The organism is Streptomyces griseomycini, from assembly GCF_014203535.1.
In the GTDB taxonomy this organism is placed as follows: domain Bacteria; phylum Actinomycetota; class Actinomycetes; order Streptomycetales; family Streptomycetaceae; genus Streptomyces; species Streptomyces griseomycini.
Window position 1 is genome coordinate 84,745 of record NZ_JACHJI010000006.1, and the last position, 19,125, is coordinate 103,869.

Consider the following 19,125-nt stretch of genomic DNA (forward strand, 5'->3'; position numbering starts at 1 on the left):
GGCCTCACGCCCGCGCCCCCGCGGCGGTTTCGCGTCCGCGCGCCCACGACCGTAGGGTGCTGTCGATCAAGCCGTCGTGAGGAAGGGCCGGCCCATGGTCGTGAAGGAAGCCGAACTGCCGTACCTGCGCCGCTGCGTGGAGCTGGCGGCCGAGGCGCTGGAGTCCGGGGACGAGCCGTTCGGTTCGGTGCTCGTGGCCGGGGACGGCACCGTGCTCGCCGAGGACCACAACCGCGTGGCCTCCGGGGACCGGACCCGGCATCCCGAGTTCGAGCTGGCGCGTTGGTCGGCGTCCCACCTGACGCCCGACGAGCGGGCCGCCGCCACGGTCTACACCTCCGGCGAGCACTGCCCGATGTGCGCGGCCGCCCACGCCTGGGTGGGCCTCGGGCGCATCGTGTACGTCGCCTCCTCCGAGCAGCTGGTGTCCTGGCTCTCCGAGCTGGGGGTGCCCGCCCCTCCGGTGCGGACGCTGCCCGTCGCCGAGGTCGCCCCCGGCGTGACCGTGGACGGCCCCGTCCCGGAACTGGCCGGAGAGGTCGAGGAGTTGCACCGGCGGTTCCACCGCGCACGCACCTGACCCGGGCGGGGCCCGTCGGCGCGGTGGGCCCCGGGGAGCGCTCACCCCCCGGGGCACTCGTTCCCCGGGGGTTCGCTCGTTCCCTCGTGGTTCAGCCGTCCGTCCGCGGGCGGGCGCGGCGGTACAGGACGACTCCGCCCAGGAAGAGCGCGGCACCGGCCGCGAGGACCGGGACGGTACGGTCGGCGCCCGTCTCGGCGAGGGCGGCCGTCTCCCGCGGGGCGGTGCGCGGCTCCGGAGCGGGGGCCGGCAGGGTGCGCGGCGGCGTGGACGGCTCGGGCTCCGGGCGGTCGGGCCGCTCGTCCGAGGTGTTCACGGACTCGTTGCCGACGGCCGCGTTCCCGACGCCGACCACGTTCACGCTGTTCCCGCTGACGTTGACCGGGAGGTCCACCGGCAGCTGCACCTGGTTGCCGGACGCCACGCCCGGTGATCCGTGCGTGCCGCCCTCGGCCGTCGCGCCGCCGGCCGGCCCCGTGGGCCCGCCCCGCTCGTCCGCGTGCTCGCCGGTGCTCCCACCGGCGTCCTCGTTGACGCAGGCGTTGCCCGCGGCGGTGTTGAGCAGGCCCACCACGTTCACCGTGTTCCCGCACACGTTCAGCGGGGCGTGCACCGGGAGCTGGACGGTGTTCCCGGACACCACCCCGGGCGAACCGACCGCGGTGCCCTCCGCTCCGGCGTCGGCGTACGCCGGCATCGCCATGGCCATCGCGCCCGACGCGGCGGCGACGGCGATCACACCGTTCCGGGTAACCCGTCTCATAGGTTCCCTGCCTTCCAGACTTGGTCGCGGGCCCTCGCCCGCACCGGACAGAACGCGGACGCCGCCATCCGGGTTATGGCTCCCCCGTACGGCCCCGGACCGTTCACTCCATCAGGGGTCCCACCGTTCGAAGTCCGGGCGCGCCCGTCGAACGCGCGGCTGACGAACACACAGGGGGAGCGTGCCGGGCGGGCCCCCGCCCGGCCGACGGGCGGGGGCCGCGGGGCCCGCTTATGGTGGGCGAGGGCGCCGGTTCCCGGTCCGCTGCGGGGCGCCCCTGGAGGCATCGATGCTGGCCAAGCTGTCCACGCGCCCCTCGGTCCGGTGCCGTGCGGTACGACCTTCGGTCCGGCGCCGCGCGGTCACCGGAGCGGTCGGACTGGCCCTGCTGGGCGCGGGGCTGACGGCCGTCGGCGGTACGGAACCGGACCTCGGCCGGTTCTACGACCAGAGGATCACGTGGACGGCGTGCGAGGGCGTGGACCTGCCGGAGGACCTGCAGTGCGGGAAGATCACCGTCCCGCTCGACTACGCGGAGCCCCGGAAGGGCACCCTCGAGCTGGCCCTCGCCCGCTACCGGGCGGCCGGCGACCCGCGGGGCTCGGTGGTGCTGAACTTCGGCGGTCCGGGCGGTTCGGGCGTCCTGGGGCTGGCCCACGGCGGCAAGGACTTCATGGGCCTGACCGACGACTACGACGTGGTCTCCTTCGACCCTCGGGGCGTCGGCCGCTCCTCGCCGGTCAGCTGCGGCACGGAGGCCACCGGCCGGGCGCTGGAGGCGACCGGCGGCGAGGACACGTCCGATCCGCGCGAGGCGCTCGCGCAGCTGCGCGAGGTGGCCGCCGAGTGCGTCGAGCACTCGGGTCCCGTCCTCTCCCACATCGGCACCGTGGACGTCGCACGCGATCTGGACGTGATGCGCCAGGTGCTCGGCGACGGGAAGCTCAACTACCTGGGCTTCTCCTACGGCACCCGGCTCGGCGCGGTGTACGCGGCCCGGTTCCCCGAGAAGGTGGGCCGGTTCGTGCTCGACGGCGTGGACACGCTGACCGATCCGCTGACCGAGCAGGGACTGGCGAGCGCCAGGGGACAGCAGAAGGCGCTGGAGAACTTCCTCGTCTGGTGCACCGAGGACATCGCCTGCCCGTTCGGGCAGGACGCCCGCGACGCCCGCCGGCAGGTCGTGGAGCTGGTCGACTCGCTCGACGAGAACCCGGTGCCGACCGACTTCGGTTTCGAGTTCACCGGTCAGGACCTCGCCGGCGCCCTGGGGCAGGGTCTGTACAGCAAGGAGCTGTGGCCGCTGCTGCAACGGGCCCTCGCACAGTTGCTGGAGGACGGGGACACGCGCGGGGTGGAGGCCTTCGCGACCGGAGGGCTGACGCCCCCCGCGCCGCGGGCCGACGGCCCCCTCGTGGACGCGGAGGAGGTGCCGCTGGACAATCCGCCGGCGGCGCTGATGGCGGTGAACTGCGCGGACGACCCCGACCGTCCCTCCGCCGAGCGGCTGACCCGGGACCTGGCCCGGCTGCGCACCGCCTACGAGGAGGCCTCCGCGGTCTTCGGCCGGTACCGGCTCACCCAGGTGCTGATGTGCCACGGCCGGCCCAGGGGCACCGACTACATCCGCGAACGCGTCAAGGACCTCGACACGCCGAAGATGCTGCTGGTCGGCACCCGGGGCGACCCGGCCACGCCGTACCGCTGGACGGTGGAGACGGCCGAGCGGCTCGGTGACGCGGCGGTGGTGCTGGACAACCGGGCCGAGGGCCACACCGGCTACGGCTCGTCCGAGTGCGTCCACCGCAAGGTCGACGACTTCCTGCGGTACGGCTCCCTGCCGCCGAACGGCAGTTCCTGCGGCGCCGAGGAGGGCGACCGGGCCTGAACCGCCTCCGCGGGGCCCGGAGCCCGCGGAGCCGGGTCCCGCGCCTGCGTCCGCCGCCCCGTCGCCGTCACGGCGGACGTGTCCCCGCGCCGTCCTCGCGGCCTCACCCGCGTAGGGCACGGGGACGGGACGGGCGGATGGCCGGCACCGGCCGCCGAAGGTCCACGACGACCACGGGCACGCCCGCCCGTACGGCCACGGGGTCCCGGCCGAGGGGACGCACCCGCGACCGCTCCGGTCCGCACCCGCAGCCGGACGTCATGCCCCAAATGCCCCACAAGGGAATCGGCTCTATCGTGCTGTCATGGAGCACGATCTGAGTCCCGCGACCCTTGCCGAACTCCGCCGGCCGCGCCCCTATCCCGCGGTGTCCGTGCTGACGCCGACCCACCGGCGCGCCCCCCTCAACACACAGGACGCCGTCCGGCTGCGCCACGCGGTGGGCGAGGCCAAGAAGCAGCTGGAGGCCGATCCCGCGGTCAGCCGGGACCGGCGCACCGACGTGGCCCGGCAGCTCGACCGGGCCCTGTCCGAGGTCGACCTGGCCCACAGCGAGGACGGCCTGATCATCTTCGCGGCCCCGGGCGAGCACCAGGTGTGGTCGCTCGCCCGTTCCGTGCCCGAGCGCGTGGTGCTCTCCGACACCTTCCTGACCCGCAACCTCGTCTCCGCCCACACGGCGGAACGGCCGTTCTGGGTGCTGTCCGTGTCCGCCGACCGGGTCACCCTGTGGAACGGCGGCGCGGACCGGGTGGTGGAGGAGCGCGCCGGCGGTTTCCCGCTGACCCGGGGCGCGGAGAACTTCGACCCGGAGCGGCTGCACCGGGTCGGCGACCAGCCGAGCGCCTTCCGCGACGAACGCACCCGCGCCTTCCTGCGCGAGGCCGACCTCGCGATGGGCGCGCTCCTGCGCGACCACCCGCGGCCGCTGTACGTCACCGGCGAGCCGGCCGCCCTGTCCCTGCTGTCCGAGGCCGGCAGCGTGACCAGGGACGCGGTGCACGTCCCGCACGGCGGGCTCGCGCACGGCACGCCCGACGCGGTGTGGCAGGCGGTGCGGCCGGCGCTCGAGGCCGATGTCCGCAGGAGCACCGAGGACGTGACCCGGGCCCTGGTGTCCGCCCGCGGGCGCAAGGAGTTCGCGGCCGGGGTCGACGAGTTGTGGCAGAGCGCCCGGGAGGGACGGGTGCGGCTGCTGGCCGTCGAGGAGAACTACCGGGTCACGGTGCGCGACACCGACGACCATCTGGCCATCGCCGAGGCCGGCGATCTGGACGCCCGCGAGGACGTCGTGGACGAGATCGTGGAGCAGTGCCTGAAGACCGGCGCCGAGGTCCGCTTCGTCCCGGACGGCACCCTCGGGGAGGCGGACGGGATCGCGGGAGTGCTGCGGTACTGAGGACGGGACGACCCACCGACCGATCACGAACAAGAGCCCACCCGTCGAACGCGTGAGCGGCTCCCTTCCGGCGCCCGGTGCCGCGTCAATTCACTTGCGCACCACGGGAGTTGAAGATCAGAGCGACATCCCCGCACATACCCCGGAGTAACTCCCCGAAGACGGTGGCATATGCCGCGGGCACCGCCTTGTCGTGTGTTGCCAAATCCCTTACAGGGCGTCGCGGGCTGTGCCACAGTCATGACGGTCCCTCCGTCCGCCCGAAGGCCGTACCGTCCCCCATCGGAGTGCGTCATGCCGTCCCACCTCTCCGCGGGCCGCCCAGCCGCCCAGCCGCCAGGACACGGCGGTGTCGACGCGCTCATCTCGCAGACCCGGCGGCTCAGGGGCGAGGTGGACGCCGTACGGCGCGACACCCCGGCCGACCGGTCGGACCCGCAGAACCGCTGGCAGCGCGCGCTGTACGATCTGGCGTTGCATCAACTCAACGACGTCGACGAGCACTTGGCGCAGCTGCGGGACGGTCCACTGCCGATGACCGCGGATCCCGCGCCCGCCCCGACCGCCGCACCGCACGGCGGGTCCCTGCTCAGCAGGGTCGGCAGCGCGGAGTGGAACCTGCTCACGGACGAGGCGAGCTGGTCCGGTGAGCTGTACCGCATCCTGGGCCGCGACCCGTCCGCTCCCCCGCTCACCCTCGACGAGCTGCCCTCCCTGGTGCACGACGAGGACCGGCCGAAGCTGACGGCGATGGTCACGGACTGCCTGGTCGACGCCCGGCCCATCGACGGGGAGTTCCGCGTCGTGCACCCGGACGGCGGCGTACGGACCGTGCACATGATGGGCGAACCGGTACTCGGTGCCGACGGCAGCACCGCCTCGATGTGGGCCGTGCTGCGGGACGTCAGCGAACTGCGCCGCTGCCGGCGGGCGGTGAGCGAGACCCGTGACTCGCTGCACCGCCGGCGGCATGCCGCCGCGCGGACCGAGCACCGGCTCGCGGTCGAGCTGCAGGAGGCCGTGCTGCCGGCGTGGCGCGGCTCCCTGCGGCTCCCGCGCGGCGGCCCGCACACCCTGGACCTCGCCGCCCACTACCTGCCGTCGTCGACGAGCGCGCCGATCGGCGGCGACTGGTACGACGCCCTGGAGCTGTCCGACGGCACGACGCTGCTCAGTGCCGGCGACCTGACCGGTCACGGGATCGGCGCGGCCTCGGGCATGGCGATGCTGCTCGGCGCCGTGCGCGGCATGGCGATGACCGGTGCCGAGCCGGGTCCCCTGCTGGCCTGCCTCAACCGGTTGCTGGACGCCACCGTGCAGCCGGTCCTGGGCAGCGCCGTCTGTCTGCGCTACCGGCCCGAGACTCGCTCCCTGCTGTGGGCGCAGGCGGGACACCCCGCCCCGCTGCTGTTCCGCGACGGGACGGGGCGCGCGCTGGACACGCCGGACGGCGTGCTGCTCGGGGCCGCCTCGGGCGCCTCCTACGGGCAGGCCGAGGTGACCCTCGAGGTCGGCGACCTGCTGCTCCTGCACACCGACGGACTGGTGCCCGGGCACGTCGGGACCGCGGCCGTGCACCGCCTCCTCGGCCTGGCCGCGCACTTCGCCGAGGCCCGCACCGCGCAGCACTGCCTCCGTACGGTGGTACGGGAGTTCGGCGAGGGGGAGCGCGAGGACGGCGCCTGCGTGCTCGTGGCCCGGGTCGCCTCGTGACGACCCCCGCAGGCCCCGGCCCTCACACCTGCGCGTCGGCGCCGCCCTTCCCCCTCGGCTTCGGCAGCGCCAGTTTGATCTCCTCCCTGAGCTCCTGGATCCTCGGGTAGGAGGCGTACTCGGCGGTGAGCCGGTACATCTGGCGCAGCCGGTCCCAGGTGCGGCGCGAGGAGTTGGAGCCCATCGACATCAGGGCGAGGCGCGCGTACCGGTCGGCCTGTTCGGGGTCGTCCGCGATGAAACAGGCGGAGGCCATGGACAGGTGGTCGAAGATCTTCGACCGCTCCCGCCCGTCGACGCGCAGGGACAGGGCCTTCTCCGCGTAGTGCTGGGCGTGCACGGCCGCGCCGGGATCGAACTCGGCCAGGGTGCGGTAGGCCAGGGCCGTCATGCCGTACAGGTCCTCGTCCTTGAAGGTCTGCATCCAGTCCGGCGGCTCCGCGTCGGCCTTGTCCGAGACGAACAGGTCCTCGGCGAGGCCCAGGGTGCGGCGCATCGCCTGGCCCTTGCCCATGGACGCCTGTGCCCAGGCCTCGATGGTGTGGAACATCGCCCGGGTGCGCGGCAGCACCTCCTCGCCCGAGCCGGACTGGGCGAGCTTCATCAGGTCCAGGGCGTCGTCGGGCCGGCCCAGGTGCACCATCTGGCGGGCCGCCCGGGACAGCGCCTCACCGGCGCGCGGTCGGTCACCGCCCTCCCGGGCCGCGTGGGCCGCGATGACGAAGTACTTCTGGGCCGTCGGTTCCAGACCGACGTCGTGCGACATCCAGCCCGCGAGGACGGCGAGGTTGGCGGCGACGCCCCACAGGCGCCGCTGGAGGTGGGGTGGGTGGTGGTAGGCGAGGATGCCGCCCACCTCGTTGAGCTGGCCGACCACCGCCTTGCGCTGGAGGCCGCCGCCCCGGGCGGCGTCCCAGGCGCGGAACACCTCCACGGAGCGCTCCAGTTCCTCGATCTCCTGCGACCCGATGGGAGCGGCCTCGTAGCGGTCGAACCCGGCGGGATCGGCGTGCAGGGGGTCGTCGAGGCGTGGAGCGTCCGTGGTCAGGGCCGGATCGGTGTGCAGCCAGTCGTGCATGGCGCTGCTGAGTGCGGATCCCGCGGCGAGCGCGGCGCCCGCGCCCACCAAGCCGCGTCGGTTGAGCATGAGGTCCATTCCCGTGAATTCGGTGAGGACCTCGGCCGTCCGCTCGGGCGCCCACGGCACTCCGTCGGGATGTTCCGTCTTCCCGCCGCCCTGCCGTCTCCCCGTACGCCCGTGCCGGACCAGACCGAGGTCCTCGATGGTCACGACACGGCCGAGACGCTCGGTGAACAGAGCCGCCAGCACCCGCGGCACGGGATCGCGCGGGATCTCTCCCATGTCGATCCACCGCCGCACCCGGGAGGTGTCGGTCGCCAGCTGGGGGTGGCCCATGGCCGCCGCCTGCCGGTTGACCAGCCTCGCGAGTTCGCCCTTGGACCAGCCGGCCAGGCCGAACAGGTCCGCGAGCCGGGTGTTGGGTTGTCCGCTCACGTCAAGCCCCCAGGTTCTCGGCTGAGTTGACAGTAGCCCGGTGAGGGTTGCCGGGCGACTATTCGCCAGGGTTCGCCAGGGTGCGCCAGATGGTGTGCCAGGGGTCCTCGGGTGTCGAGTAGGAACGCGCCACCACGACCCGGTCGCCGCAGGGACATTCCCCAGGGTGCGCCTGGGCGACCGGGCCGGGTGGTCGATGACATCGCAGGCACACGAAGGGATCTGTATCGCCCATGTACGCAGCATCGTCCTCCGTGTCCGCCCCGCCCCGGCCGCTGCGTCCGCGTCCGTCGGACGGCGGCCCCTACCTCACCCCCGGGCGCCCGGCGGCCCCCGTGCTCGGCGCGGGCAAGGTGCGGCGCCCCGCGGGACCGGGCACCCAGCCGCTCAGCGGGCGGCTCGACCTGTCCGGCCCCCAGGGCGCCCGGCTGCGCACGGCGATCGCGTCGGTGCACCGCATCTGCCCGGAGTTCACCCCCGTGCAGGTGCTGCGCCGCAACGGCCGGTCGGTCCTCCTGGTGGGCACCACCGGCCGGAGCACCGCGGTCGCCAAGTGCTTACTGGACCACTCCCCCGCGTGGAGCGAGCGGATCCGCCACGAGATAGCGGCATACCGCTCGTTCGTCCGGCACCGCCCGCCCGTGCGGGCGCCCCGGCTGATCGCGGCGGATCCGGACAACTGCACGCTGGTGATCGAGCGGATGCCCGGCCGGGTGGCGGCGCTCCAGCGGCACCCGGCCGAGGCGCCGCCGCGGGCGGACATCAGGGCGGCGCTCGGCGCGATCTGCCGGCTGAACTCCTGGCGGCCGCCGGCCGGGACGTTCGACGCCCCGCTGGACTACGCGGCCCGCATCTCCCGGTACCACGAGCTGGGTCTGCTCACCGACCGGGACCTGGGCGACCTGCAGAAGCTGCTGCACGGCATCTCGCTCGCGGCCGGGCGGCAGGGCATGGGCCAGTTCTGCCACGGTGACGCCCTGCTCTCGAACGTCCTCATCTCACCGGCCGGCCCCGTGCTGGTGGACTGGGAGCACGCGGGCTGGTACCTGCCGGGCTACGACCTGGCGACGCTGTGGTCGGTCCTCGGGGACGCGCCGGCGGCCCGGCGGCAGATCAGCCAGATCGCCCAGTCGGCGGGCCCCGCCTCGCGGGACGCCTTCCTGGTGAACCTGATGCTCGTGCTGACCCGCGAGATCCGTACCTACGAGACGGCCGTGCAGCGTTCGATGCACGACTCGGCCCCGGCGGCACCGGGGGCGGCCCACCCGGGTGCCGCTCCGTCCGGCGAGGAACAGCGGCTGCTGCTGCGGCGGCTGCACGACGACTGCCAGCTGGCCCGCCGGGCCGTGCGCGCGGCGGTCGGCACTCGCTGACGAAGGACACGGAGGACGGGCACGGCGGTCCGCGGCGCGCTCCGGCGGAGGCGCACCGCGGACCGCCGTGTGTCCGCGCCCGGAGCCCCTCGGGCCGGGCCATTGGTGTACTCCACTGACGCGTCGCAGGCCCCGCGGCCGTCGCCACGAAACCTCCCCGCACCCCGATTGACGAGGAACATCGCGCCCTCCTGGGCATGATTGACGGATCATCAGCTGACCGGTACCACTGACGCACCGCTCGGCTCCGCAGGGCTCATCGTGCCCGACCGTCCCAGGAGGCTGCATTGAGACCGTCCGCCCCCGAACCCGGCAGTGCGTCCGGGCCCCGACGCACCCGTGGCGCCGTCCGCGTCCTGGCCGCGGTGGCAGTGACCCTGCCCCTGCTGGGCGCGGCCCCCTCCCCGTCCCCGCCCGGCACCGCCCGGCTCCAGCAGGCGTTCGCCGCCGCGGCCGCCGAGTACCACGTGCCGCAGAGCGTGCTGCTGGGCGTCTCCTACCTGCAGTCCCGCTGGGACGCGCACGCCGGTGCCCCGAGCGTGACCGGCGGCTACGGCCCCATGCACCTCACGGACGCCCGTACCGCGCTCGCCGCGGCCGGGCACCACGACGAGGGCACGGAGGACCCCCGGGGCGACGACGCCCGCCCGCCGCTGCGCCCCGAGGCGCGCTCCCCGCGCGCCGGCGCCCTCCCGGCACGTCTGACGACGCTGCCGAGGGCGGCCCGGCTGACCGGGCTCAGCCCCGAGCGGCTGCGCGAGGACCCGGCCGCGAACGTGGCGGGCGGCGCCGCACTGCTGGCGGAGGCCCAGCGCCGGCTGGGGGAGCCGCTGAGCGGGGACCCGGCGGACTGGTACGGGGCGGTGGCCCGGTTCTCCGGCGCGGACGAGACCTCGGCGGCAGCGGCGTACGCCGACGACGTGTACGAGGTGATCCGCACCGGCGGGGAGCGGGTCACGGACACGGGCCAGCGGGTCGCCCTCGCCGCCCGCCCGGGCCTGGCACCCGACACCTCGACGCTGGGCCGGACCGGCCCGCGCACCGCCTCCGCCGCCGGGACGGAGTGCCCGCCGACGGTGTCGTGCGAGTGGATCCCGGCGCCGTACGAGGAGTTCGGGGACGGCGACTACGGCAACCACGACCTGGGGAACCGGCCGGCCTCACAGCCGATCCGGTACATCGTCGTCCACGACACGGAGGGCGCCTGGGAGGGCGTCCTCGACATGGTGCAGGACCCCACCTACGTGTCCTGGCAGTACAGTCTGCGCTCCACGGACGGTCACATCGCCCAGCACGTGAGGGCGAAGGACGTGGCCTGGCACGCGGGCAACTGGTATGTCAACGCCGGGTCGATCGGCCTGGAGCACGAGGGCTTCCTGGCGGAGCCCGACGCCTGGTACACCGAGGCGATGTACCGGTCCTCGGCCCGTCTGGTGAAGTACCTCGCGAAGAAGTACGGCATCCCCCTGGACCGGCAGCACGTCCTCGGCCACGACACCGTGCCCGGGCCGACCTCGGGGACCATCCCCGGGATGCACACCGACCCCGGCCCCTACTGGGACTGGGCGCACTACTTCGAGCTGCTGGGCCGCCCCTTCGAGGCCACGGCCGGCGGACACGCCGGCATGGTGACGATCCGGCCCGACTACGCCGCCAACCGGCCGGTCTTCACGGGCTGCGGGAAGGCGGGTGAGCCGTGCGCGGCGCACGGGTCGAGCGCGGTGCGGCTGTACTCCGACCACGACGAGGGCGCTCCCCTGATCAGGGACACCGGCCTCGGCTCCGCTCCGACCACCGGGGTGAACGACCTGTCCTCGCGCGCCTCCACGGGGCAGCAGTACGCGGTCGCCGACCGCTGGGGCGACTGGACCGCCATCTGGTACCTGGGACAGAAGGCGTGGTTCCGGAACCCGAAGGAGCAGCCCACCGCGGTGCCCGCGTCGGGCCTGGTCGTGACCCCGAGGAAGGGGCTCGACTCCGTGCCCGTGTACGGGCGCGCCTACCCGGAGAAGGAGGCCTACCCGGAGGGGGTGCCCGCGCAGTCCGTGTCGCCGCTGCCGTACACGCTGCCGAAGGGGCAGAAGTACGTGACCGGGGGCAAGGTGCCCGGCGAGTACTACTACGCGGTGACCTTCGACGAGGCCTCGCACCGGGTCGTGACCGGCAAGGACCTGTACTACGAGATCCAGTTCGGGCACCGGGTCGGCTTCGTGCGGGCGGCGGACGTGACGGTGAGGCCGGCGTAGGGGCGGCCGCATCGGGCGGAGGGGCCGGGGCCGGCCGTGCGCCGGGCCCGGCCCCTCGCACGCGGTCGGGGTCAGCCCTGCTGGAACAGTTCCGCGGGCAGCGGCTTGAGGAGGGCGTACAGGTCGTCGGTGATCGGGCGGTCCCAGGCGGCGATGGTGACCAGGACGTTGTCGCTGCGGTCGAACTGCACGCAGGAGATCCGGCCCTCGGAGAGCTTGACGCGGCGCACGATCAGCAGGTTGTCGCCCTGCATCACCGGCACGTCCTCGGTGCCGACGACGGTGACCTCCTCGTCGTTCTCCAGCGCCAGCAGCAGCTGCCCGACCTCGAAGGGCACCTCGCCCTCGGGGACGTCCCGGGCCGGGGAGCCCTCCGGCAGGTTGCCGATGATCATCGCGGGGCCGCGGCCGCCGAACAGGTCGTAACGCAGGAAGACGCCCTGGCAGCTGCCGTCGGGGGCGGGCAGCAGCCCGGCGCCCAGGTTGCCGGGCCAGTCGCCCGGGTCCATGGCCAGTACGTCGAAGTCGGGCCCGGCGGGGGTGGCGCTGCGGCGGCGGAGGAACGACATGCCGCCATGGTACGTGCCCGGGCCCGCGAACGGAGGGACGGGCGGACGGCAGTCGGTGCCGTCGCCGTCACGCGGTCCGCCGGTGCCGTTCGTGGTGGCGGGCCACCCGGGCGCGGTTGCCGCAGGACGGTTTGCACCACTCCTGACGGGGGTGTTCCTTCAGGAAGTACCGCACGCAGCGCGGCGCGTGGCAGGCGCGCAGCCGCTGCCGGTCGGGGCTCGCGAGGAAGCCGATCGCGGCCTGCGCCAGGACGGCGGTCAGGTCGTCCCCGTCCCCGACGGGACACCGGTGCGCGACGGGCCCGGCTCCCTCGGCCCACCGCAGGACCGGCACGGTGGGGGTGCGGGCGGCCGCCTCGTTCAGGCGCCGCAGGGCCTCGGGCACGGGCAGCAGCCGGGCCGCGTCCGCGGGGCTCGGCTCGTCCGGGCGCACGGCCCGGGCGAAGAGGGCGCGGACGGCGGCGCGCAGCTCACGGACGGCGGCGAGGCCCTCGGCGTCGGCGGTGAAGCGGTCCGCGCCGGGCACCGCGTCGGGGTGGGCGTGCACCCAGGCGGTGAGGCCGGCGGGGTCGGCCAGGTCGTCGGCGACCCCGCCGGCGCCGTCGTGCCGGACGGTCAGGGCGAGGTCCAGGGTGAGCCGGGCGTCCCTGCTGATCGAATCCCGCATGGGCCGATGATAGGCGCGCCGGAAGCCGCCGGGGCCGGTCGCGGGCCTCCCGGCGCGGACCTCCCGTCGTCCGTCCGGAGGGACGCCGCGCACGGGATGTGCGGGCGCGTCCGGCTCGGGCCCTACTCCTCCGGTGGGGCCGGCGGGACCACCGCGACCGGGCTCTGGGCGTGCAGCAGGACGGCCTGGGTGACGGAGCCCATCATGCGGGCCGGCGCCAGCAGGCGGCGGCGGTGCCGGCCCACGACGACCAGCGCCGCGTCCCGGGAGGCCTCGACCAGGTGACCGGCCGCGTCGCCGGGCAGCACCCGTGTCTCGGCGGTGACCCCGGGGTGCCGTTCGCGGTGCGGGGCGAGGAAGCCGTCCGCGAGGACGCGCGTCTCGTGCTCGACGGCGCCCTGGTCGATCCCCGGCGGAGGCAGCTCCCCCGGCAGCAACCAGGTCTGCAGGGGCCAGGGGTAGGCGGCGACGATCCGGAGCCGGGCGCCGCGCAGGGCGGCCTCGGCGAAGGCGAAGGCGAGCGTGGCCTCGTCGGGACTGTCGGCGTTCAGGCCGGCCACCACCAGCCGGCCCGGCTCGGCCGGCGGCTCGCCGTCGGCGCCGCGCCCGGGCCGGGGCACCACGACGACGGGGCACTCGGCGTCGCGGGCCGCTGCCAGGGAGTTCGAGCCGAGCAGCAGGCTGGCGAAGCCGCCGCGGCCCCGGGAACCGAGCACCAGCAGCCGGGCCGTGGTCCCCAGTTCGGGCAGCACGGCGCCGGGCGCGCCCACCAGGGCTGCGTACTCGACGGCCGGGAGCCCGGAGTGCCCCTTCAGACGGGCGCGGACCTGGTCGAGGACCGGATCGTCGTCCGGGTCGGGCGGAACGGCGGCCAGGACCTCGGGCTGCGTCCAGGGGGCGTACTGACGTACGTGCACGATCCGCAGCGGGGCTCCGCGCCGACGGGCGGCGTCGAGGGCCCACTCCAGGGCGCGCAGGCTGTCGTCCGAACCGTCGACCGCCGCGACGACCGGCTGGGTGTCCATGTCTCCTCGCCTCCGGTGTACGGCCTCCGCCTTCCCGGACCAGTCTGGCCCAGGTGAGGACCGGGAAAGGCGCTTCCGGTCGCCTGTCCGGAAAAACGCGGGGGACACGTCCCGGAACGGTGACGGTTCCGGCGGGGCGGCCGGCGGGGGCCCGGGCTCCCGCGGGCCCGGTTCACGTCAGGTCGAACTCCCCCTCCCGGGCTCCCGACACGAACGCGCCCCACTCGGCGGGGGTGAAGATCAGGGAAGGGCTCTCCGGGCGGCCGCTGTTGCGCATCGCGATGAAGCCCTCCACGAAGGCGATCTGGACATCGCCCAGTCCGCGGCTGCTGGACTGCCACTGCGCGTTGCTGAGGTCCAGGTCCGGCTTGTCCCAGCCCATGAGCGGGCGCTGCTGGGTGGTGCTCTCGGCCACGTCCGTGCTCCTCCCGATTCCGTCGTCCGCGGGCCAGCCTAGCGAGCGGTCCCTGCCCCCGACAGGCCGCGCGGGAAGTACCTTTCCACGGCGGTGTCCGTTGAACCCGGAGCGCCCCGCGGACGTACTGGTGGGGGCAGGCCCGCCCGCCGGGCCTCGTCGTCATGCCATCGCAGGACCGCACGGAAGGACCTCCGGGTGTCGCTCTTCACTCGCTCCCGCCGACTGTCGGACACCACCGGGGACGGAGCGGACGAGGAGGGCACCGCGCCCGCTCCCGCGCCCGGGGAAGCGGACGGGGCCGCGGCGGCCTCCGGCGCCGCGCCGGTCGCCGCGCGCCCGGGCTGGTTCGGCTGGCGGCGCCGCCTGCCCCGTACGGCACGCGGCGTCACCGTGGGGACGACCGTCCTCGCCGGGGCACTGGTGCTGTTCGCGCTCCTCGCGCCGAACCGCGTGGAACGGCTCACGGTCGACGCGTTCCTCCGTCTCCCCGCCGAGGGGATCCTGCTCGCGACCCTGCTGCTCGCGCTGCCCCCGAGGCCACGGCGGATCGCGGCGGCGGTCTCGGGCGTCCTGCTCGGTCTGCTCACCGTCCTGAAGTTCGTGGACATGGGCTTCCACCAGGTGCTGGCCCGGCCCTTCGACCTGGTGCTCGACTGGATCCTGCTCGACGACGCGGCGGATTTCGTCCGGGAGTCGTTCGGCCGGGGCGGTCAGGTGCTCGCCGTGGCCGGGGTGATCGTCCTGTTCGTCGCCCTGCTCGTGCTCATGACGCTGGCGACGGTGCGGCTGACCGACCTGATGACCCGTCACCGCCCCGTCGCCGTCCGGACCACGCTGGTCCTGGGCGTCGCGTGGATCACCTGCGTCACCCTGGGCGTGCAGATCACCAGTGTCCCGGTCGCCACCAGGGGAACCGCGGAGATGCTGGGCAACCGTGTGGAGCAGGTGCGCGCGGGCCTGCGCGACGCGCGGGTCTTCGAGGAACAGGCCTCCGTCGACGCCTTCGCGAAGACGCCGCCCGACCGGCTGCTCACCGGTCTGCGCGGCAAGGACGTCCTGTTCACCTTCATCGAGAGCTACGGCCGGGTGGCGATCGACGACCCGGCGATGGCGGAGCCGATCGGCGCGGTCCTCGCGGAGGGCGCCGGCAGGCTGGAGTCCGCCGGCTTCGCCTCACGCAGCGGCTGGCTCACCTCGCCGGTGACGGGCGCCGGCAGCTGGCTCGCCCACTCGACCTTCCTGTCCGGTCTGTGGATCAAGAACCAGCAGCGCTACCGCAGTCTGACCACCAGCGACCGCATGACCCTCACCAGGTACTTCCGCAAGACCGGTGACTGGCGCACCGTCGGCATCGTGCCCGGGGTGCGCCGGGCCTGGCCGGAGGGCGAGTTCTTCGGGCTGGACCACGTCTACGACTCCGAGCGGCTCGGCTACCACGGCCCGTACTTCAGCTGGACCCCCGTGCCCGACCAGTTCAGCCTGGAGGCCTTCGAACGGCTGGAGCACGGGAAGAAGGACCGCGAGCCGATCATGGCGGAGATCATCCTGGCCTCCAGTCACAGCCCGTGGTCCCCCATCGCCCGCGTGATCGACTGGGACGACCTCGGAGACGGCTCGGTGTTCCACGGGATCAAGAAGGAGGGCACGGACCCGAAGGAGGTCTGGAAGGACCCGGAGAGGGTGCGCACCGAGTACCGGCGGGCCATCGAGTACTCGCTGCGGAGCCTGACCGAGTGGGTCGAGCGGTACGGCGACGAGGACACGGTCCTGGTCTTCCTCGGCGATCACCAGCCGGTGCCCACCGTCACCGGCGGGAGCACCGACAAGGACGTGCCGGTCACCATCGTCGCCAAGGATCCGGAGGTGCTGGACCGGGTGGCCGACTGGGGCTGGACCGACGGTCTCGAGCCGGCTCCGGACGCTCCGCGCTGGGGCATGGACGAGTTCCGTGACCGCTTCATGACGGCGTACGGACCGCGGGGCGGGGAGGCCGCTGCGCCGGCCGCGTGAGGAACTCCCCGACGCGCCCCGCGAACCACTCCGGGTCGTCCAGCCACGGGTAGTGCCCGGCACCCGGCTGCACCGCGAGCTCGGCCGCCGGAAACGCGTCCGCGGCGCGGCGGGCGAGATCCGGGGCGGGTCCGCCGTCGAGCTCACCGGCGAGGACCAGCACCGGGGCCGTGAGCCGGGCCAGTGCGGCGCGGGTCGCGGGAGGGTCGTAGGCGCCGGTGGAGCCGTAGAGGTCGCAGGCCTCCTCGTTGACCTGCTCCTCCTCGCCCGCCGCGTGGGCGCGGGCGGTGTCGTCCCAGCGGCCGTAGAAGAACGGCAGGAAGACGTCGTCGAAGTCCCCGGAGCCGGCCAGCCAGGCCTCGTAGGCGGGGAACGCCGCGGGGAACCACGGCTCGTCCCGCCGCAGCCGGGCCGCCGTGAGCCGGTGCCCGGCCGTCGCCGGCATGCCGAGCGCCCACGGGGTGGCCGTGATCAGCGCCAGCCGTCCCACGCGCTCGGGATGCCGGGCCGCGTACAGCACGGCGAGGCTTCCGCCCGCCGAGTGGGCCAGCAGGTCCGTCCGGTCCAGGCCCAGGTGGACGCGGAGCGCCTCGACGTCGTCGACGAGCCGGTCGCAGCGGTACGTCGCCGGGTCCGCCGGCACCGCCGACTCCCCCGTACCGCGCAGGTCGAGCAGGACCAGCCGGCGGTGGGCGTCCAGCCCGCCGAGGCCGCCGAGGTAGGCACTGGCCCGCATGGGGCCTCCGGGCAGGACGACAAGGGGCTCGCCCTCACCCCGTACGTGGTACGCGAGACGGGTCCCGTCCCCGGCGGTGAAGATCGGCATGCCGTCGATCCTCGTGCCCGGCGGCGCCGGCGCGCAACGGGTTTCGCCGAGGGGCGCCCGTTCCGGCGCGGGAAAAGTGCGGGCGGGGCTCTTGCCCCGGGGGGCGGTGGCCTGACTTACTGATCCAGGAAGATCGACCGAATGATCGGTCGCCCGGATTGGTGCGATTGGTGGGAGGAAGGTCCTGATGACGGAGGCGGCGGACCTGCTGGACCCGGCGGAACGGCTCGGCCTCGAGGCGCTGCGGGCGCTCCAGCTCGAGCGGCTGCGGAGCTCGCTGCGGCACGCGTACGACAACGTGCCGTTCTACCGCGAGTCCTTCGACGAGGCGGGCGTCCACCCCGACGACTGCCGCTCGCTGTCCGATCTGGCCCGCTTCCCGTTCACCACCAAGGCGGACCTGCGGGAGAACTACCCGTACGGGATGTTCGCCGTGCCCCGCGACCGCATCCGCCGCGTCCACGCCTCCAGCGGCACCACCGGGCGCCCCACGGTCGTCGGCTACACGGAGGGCGATCTGTCGTTGTGGGCGGACCTGGTGGCCCGCTCCATCCGCGCGGCGGGCGGCCGGCCCGGGGACGTGGCCCACGTGGCGTACGGCTACGGCCTGTTCACCGGCGGTCTGGGCGCCCACTACGGCGCCGAACGGCTCGGCTGCACGGTGATCCCCGCGTCCGGCGGGATGACGTCCCGCCAGGTGACGCTGATCCAGGACCTGAAGCCCTCGATCATCATGGTGACGCCGTCCTACATGCTCACGCTGCTCGACGAGTTCGAGCGGCAGGGCGTCGACCCGCGCGGGACCTCCCTGCGCGTGGGGATCTTCGGCGCGGAGCCGTGGACGGAGCGGATGCGGCAGGAGATCGAGGAGCGGTTCGCGATCGACGCGGTCGACATATACGGGCTGTCGGAGGTGATCGGGCCCGGCGTCGCGCAGGAGTGCGCGGAGACCAAGGACGGCCTGCACATCTGGGAGGACCACTTCTTCCCGGAGGTCGTCGATCCGGTCACCGGCGAGGTCCTCCCGGAGGGCGAGCGGGGTGAGCTCGTCTTCACCTCGCTCACCAAGGAGGCGATGCCGGTCGTCCGGTACCGGACGCGGGACCTGACCCGGCTGCTGCCGGGCACCGCGCGGGTGTTCCGGCGGATGGAGAAGATCACCGGCCGCAGCGACGACATGGTGATCCTGCGCGGGGTGAACCTCTTCCCCACGCAGATCGAGGAGATCGTGCTGCGCACGCCGGGCGTCGCACCGCACTTCCAGCTCCGGCTCACCCGGGAGGGCCGGCTGGACCGCCTCACCGTCCGCGCGGAGGCCCGGCCCGACGCGGACGCCGCGGCGCGGGAGACGGCCGCACGGTCCATCGGGGCGGCCGTGAAGGACGGCATCGGGGTGTCGGCCGAAGTGGAGATCGTCGATCCGGAGACGCTGGAGCGGTCGGTGGGCAAGATCCGGCGGATCGTGGATCTGCGCGGGTAGGGCCCGCGGCCCGCCCGGCTACCGTGCCGCCACGATGCGCTCGACCGCGGCCGTCACCAGCCGTTCGCGCTCGGCCTCCGTGAAGACGTCCGGCAGGGTGAGCTGTTCGACGACCAGCCAGTTCAGGGCGAGGTAGAGCAGCTTGACGGCCGTGGCGTCGCCGGGGAGGCCGGAGGCCTCGTGGTGGGCGACGTTGGCGTCGACGTCGGCACGGACGCGTTCGGTGAGCACCTCGCGCAGTCCGGGGCGGCGGGTCGCCTCCAGCCGGAGCTCGAGCAGCGCCAGGTAGCCGGTGCGGAAGGAGGCGATGCGGCCGACCAGTTCCCGCATCAGCTCCGCGTAGGTCTCCCGGTCGCGGTCGGCCGTCCGGTGGCGGGCGAGGGTGGCCCCGTCGGGCTGGAGCCGCTCGTAGACACGGGCGCCGGCCTGGGTGAGCAGGTCGTCGCGGTCGGCGAAGTAGTTGGACGCGGTGCCGGGGGGCACGGCGGCCCCGGTGTCCACCGCGCGGAAGGTCAGCCCGCGGGCACCGTCCCGGGCCAGCACCTCGATCGCGGCGTCCACCAGGGCGGCACGCCGCTGGTCGTTCCGTCTCCCCATGCCCCCGCTCCCGCTGCAGCACTACGAGTGAACCACTTCACCCAGAGTACTGTGG

General features: G+C 74.3%; 16 protein-coding genes. 8 read left to right on the top strand and 8 right to left on the bottom strand.

From position 1 onward, the window contains the following. Positions 1-94: 94 nt before the first annotated feature. Positions 95-580, top strand: coding sequence for a nucleoside deaminase (locus FHS37_RS18010; RefSeq protein ID WP_184822368.1), 486 nt, complete (start codon positions 95-97; stop codon positions 578-580). Positions 581-671: 91 nt separating this feature from the next. Here the strand turns inward: FHS37_RS18010 and FHS37_RS18015 are convergent, their stop codons facing one another. Beyond that, positions 672-1,343 carry a chaplin gene (locus FHS37_RS18015; protein WP_184822370.1) on the bottom strand — a complete coding sequence of 224 codons (672 nt, stop codon included), beginning with the start codon at positions 1,341-1,343 and terminating at the stop codon, positions 672-674. A gap of 289 nt (positions 1,344-1,632) precedes the next feature. On the opposite strand from FHS37_RS18015, the gene FHS37_RS18020 reads away from it, so the two are divergent. From FHS37_RS18020 to FHS37_RS18030, 3 genes are all read left to right on the top strand, one after another. After that, complete coding sequence (locus FHS37_RS18020; protein WP_184822371.1) at positions 1,633-3,231, top strand: alpha/beta fold hydrolase; 1,599 nt, start codon at positions 1,633-1,635, stop codon at positions 3,229-3,231. A 304-nt stretch (positions 3,232-3,535) separates the two neighbouring features. Then, positions 3,536-4,630, top strand: a complete 1,095-nt coding sequence (locus tag FHS37_RS18025; RefSeq protein ID WP_184822373.1) for a baeRF3 domain-containing protein — start codon at positions 3,536-3,538, stop codon at positions 4,628-4,630. 294 nt (positions 4,631-4,924) lie between these two features. After that, the gene (locus FHS37_RS18030; protein WP_184822375.1) at positions 4,925-6,343 is read left to right on the top strand and encodes a PP2C family protein-serine/threonine phosphatase; all 1,419 of its coding nucleotides are present in this window, start codon (positions 4,925-4,927) and stop codon (positions 6,341-6,343) included. A gap of 22 nt (positions 6,344-6,365) precedes the next feature. Here the strand turns inward: FHS37_RS18030 and FHS37_RS18035 are convergent, their stop codons facing one another. Further along, entirely contained in the window at positions 6,366-7,859 is a 1,494-nt protein-coding gene (locus FHS37_RS18035) for a DNA-binding protein NsdB (RefSeq protein ID WP_184822377.1), read from the bottom strand. Between the two features lie 233 nt (positions 7,860-8,092). Here FHS37_RS18035 and FHS37_RS18040 point away from each other — a divergent pair, with 233 nt between their 5' ends. Next, on the top strand, positions 8,093-9,232 hold the full coding sequence (locus FHS37_RS18040) for an aminoglycoside phosphotransferase family protein (protein WP_184822379.1): 1,140 nt from the start codon (positions 8,093-8,095) through the stop codon (positions 9,230-9,232). Positions 9,233-9,519: 287 nt separating this feature from the next. Next, positions 9,520-11,478: an N-acetylmuramoyl-L-alanine amidase gene (locus tag FHS37_RS18045; protein ID WP_184822380.1), complete on the top strand. Its 1,959-nt coding sequence runs from the start codon at positions 9,520-9,522 to the stop codon at positions 11,476-11,478. Between the two features lie 71 nt (positions 11,479-11,549). Here the strand turns inward: FHS37_RS18045 and FHS37_RS18050 are convergent, their stop codons facing one another. The 4 genes from FHS37_RS18050 to FHS37_RS18065 form a co-directional block, all read right to left on the bottom strand. After that, entirely contained in the window at positions 11,550-12,047 is a 498-nt protein-coding gene (locus FHS37_RS18050) for a hypothetical protein (protein WP_004991805.1), read from the bottom strand. A 67-nt stretch (positions 12,048-12,114) separates the two neighbouring features. Then, the gene (locus FHS37_RS18055) at positions 12,115-12,714 is read right to left on the bottom strand and encodes a CGNR zinc finger domain-containing protein (RefSeq protein ID WP_184822388.1); all 600 of its coding nucleotides are present in this window, start codon (positions 12,712-12,714) and stop codon (positions 12,115-12,117) included. Positions 12,715-12,836: 122 nt separating this feature from the next. Continuing rightward, positions 12,837-13,739, bottom strand: coding sequence for a universal stress protein (locus FHS37_RS18060; RefSeq protein WP_184822390.1), 903 nt, complete (start codon positions 13,737-13,739; stop codon positions 12,837-12,839). A 172-nt stretch (positions 13,740-13,911) separates the two neighbouring features. After that, complete coding sequence (locus tag FHS37_RS18065) at positions 13,912-14,154, bottom strand: DUF397 domain-containing protein (protein WP_004991796.1); 243 nt, start codon at positions 14,152-14,154, stop codon at positions 13,912-13,914. Positions 14,155-14,352: 198 nt separating this feature from the next. Here FHS37_RS18065 and FHS37_RS18070 point away from each other — a divergent pair, with 198 nt between their 5' ends. After that, positions 14,353-16,167 carry an LTA synthase family protein gene (locus FHS37_RS18070; RefSeq protein ID WP_184822392.1) on the top strand — a complete coding sequence of 605 codons (1,815 nt, stop codon included), beginning with the start codon at positions 14,353-14,355 and terminating at the stop codon, positions 16,165-16,167. Here the strand turns inward: FHS37_RS18070 and FHS37_RS18075 are convergent. Next, complete coding sequence (locus FHS37_RS18075; protein WP_184822394.1) at positions 16,115-16,993, bottom strand: alpha/beta fold hydrolase; 879 nt, start codon at positions 16,991-16,993, stop codon at positions 16,115-16,117. The two genes, FHS37_RS18070 and FHS37_RS18075, sit on opposite strands and share 53 nt — an antisense overlap. 187 nt (positions 16,994-17,180) lie before the next feature. Between FHS37_RS18075 and paaK the strand changes: the two genes are divergently transcribed. Beyond that, positions 17,181-18,473, top strand: a complete 1,293-nt coding sequence (gene paaK / locus FHS37_RS18080) for a phenylacetate--CoA ligase PaaK (RefSeq protein WP_184822396.1) — start codon at positions 17,181-17,183, stop codon at positions 18,471-18,473. An 18-nt stretch (positions 18,474-18,491) separates the two neighbouring features. Here paaK and FHS37_RS18085 read toward each other — a convergent pair whose 3' ends face one another. Next, entirely contained in the window at positions 18,492-19,070 is a 579-nt protein-coding gene (locus FHS37_RS18085) for a TetR/AcrR family transcriptional regulator (RefSeq protein ID WP_184822398.1), read from the bottom strand. Positions 19,071-19,125 lie beyond the last annotated feature (55 nt).

Bases quoted from the DNA above. Each gene is read 5' to 3' on its own strand.
- FHS37_RS18010 (WP_184822368.1), top strand. From the start codon at position 95: ATGGTCGTGAAGGAAGCCGAACTGCCGTACCTGCGCCGCTGCGTGGAG.
- FHS37_RS18015 (WP_184822370.1), bottom strand. From the start codon at position 1,343: ATGAGACGGGTTACCCGGAACGGTGTGATCGCCGTCGCCGCCGCGTCG.
- FHS37_RS18020 (WP_184822371.1), top strand. From the start codon at position 1,633: ATGCTGGCCAAGCTGTCCACGCGCCCCTCGGTCCGGTGCCGTGCGGTA.
- FHS37_RS18025 (WP_184822373.1), top strand. From the start codon at position 3,536: ATGGAGCACGATCTGAGTCCCGCGACCCTTGCCGAACTCCGCCGGCCG.
- FHS37_RS18030 (WP_184822375.1), top strand. From the start codon at position 4,925: ATGCCGTCCCACCTCTCCGCGGGCCGCCCAGCCGCCCAGCCGCCAGGA.
- FHS37_RS18040 (WP_184822379.1), top strand. From the start codon at position 8,093: ATGTACGCAGCATCGTCCTCCGTGTCCGCCCCGCCCCGGCCGCTGCGT.
- FHS37_RS18050 (WP_004991805.1), bottom strand. From the start codon at position 12,047: ATGTCGTTCCTCCGCCGCCGCAGCGCCACCCCCGCCGGGCCCGACTTC.
- FHS37_RS18055 (WP_184822388.1), bottom strand. From the start codon at position 12,714: ATGCGGGATTCGATCAGCAGGGACGCCCGGCTCACCCTGGACCTCGCC.
- FHS37_RS18060 (WP_184822390.1), bottom strand. From the start codon at position 13,739: ATGGACACCCAGCCGGTCGTCGCGGCGGTCGACGGTTCGGACGACAGC.
- FHS37_RS18075 (WP_184822394.1), bottom strand. From the start codon at position 16,993: ATGCCGATCTTCACCGCCGGGGACGGGACCCGTCTCGCGTACCACGTA.
- paaK (WP_184822396.1), top strand. From the start codon at position 17,181: ATGACGGAGGCGGCGGACCTGCTGGACCCGGCGGAACGGCTCGGCCTC.
- FHS37_RS18085 (WP_184822398.1), bottom strand. From the start codon at position 19,070: ATGGGGAGACGGAACGACCAGCGGCGTGCCGCCCTGGTGGACGCCGCG.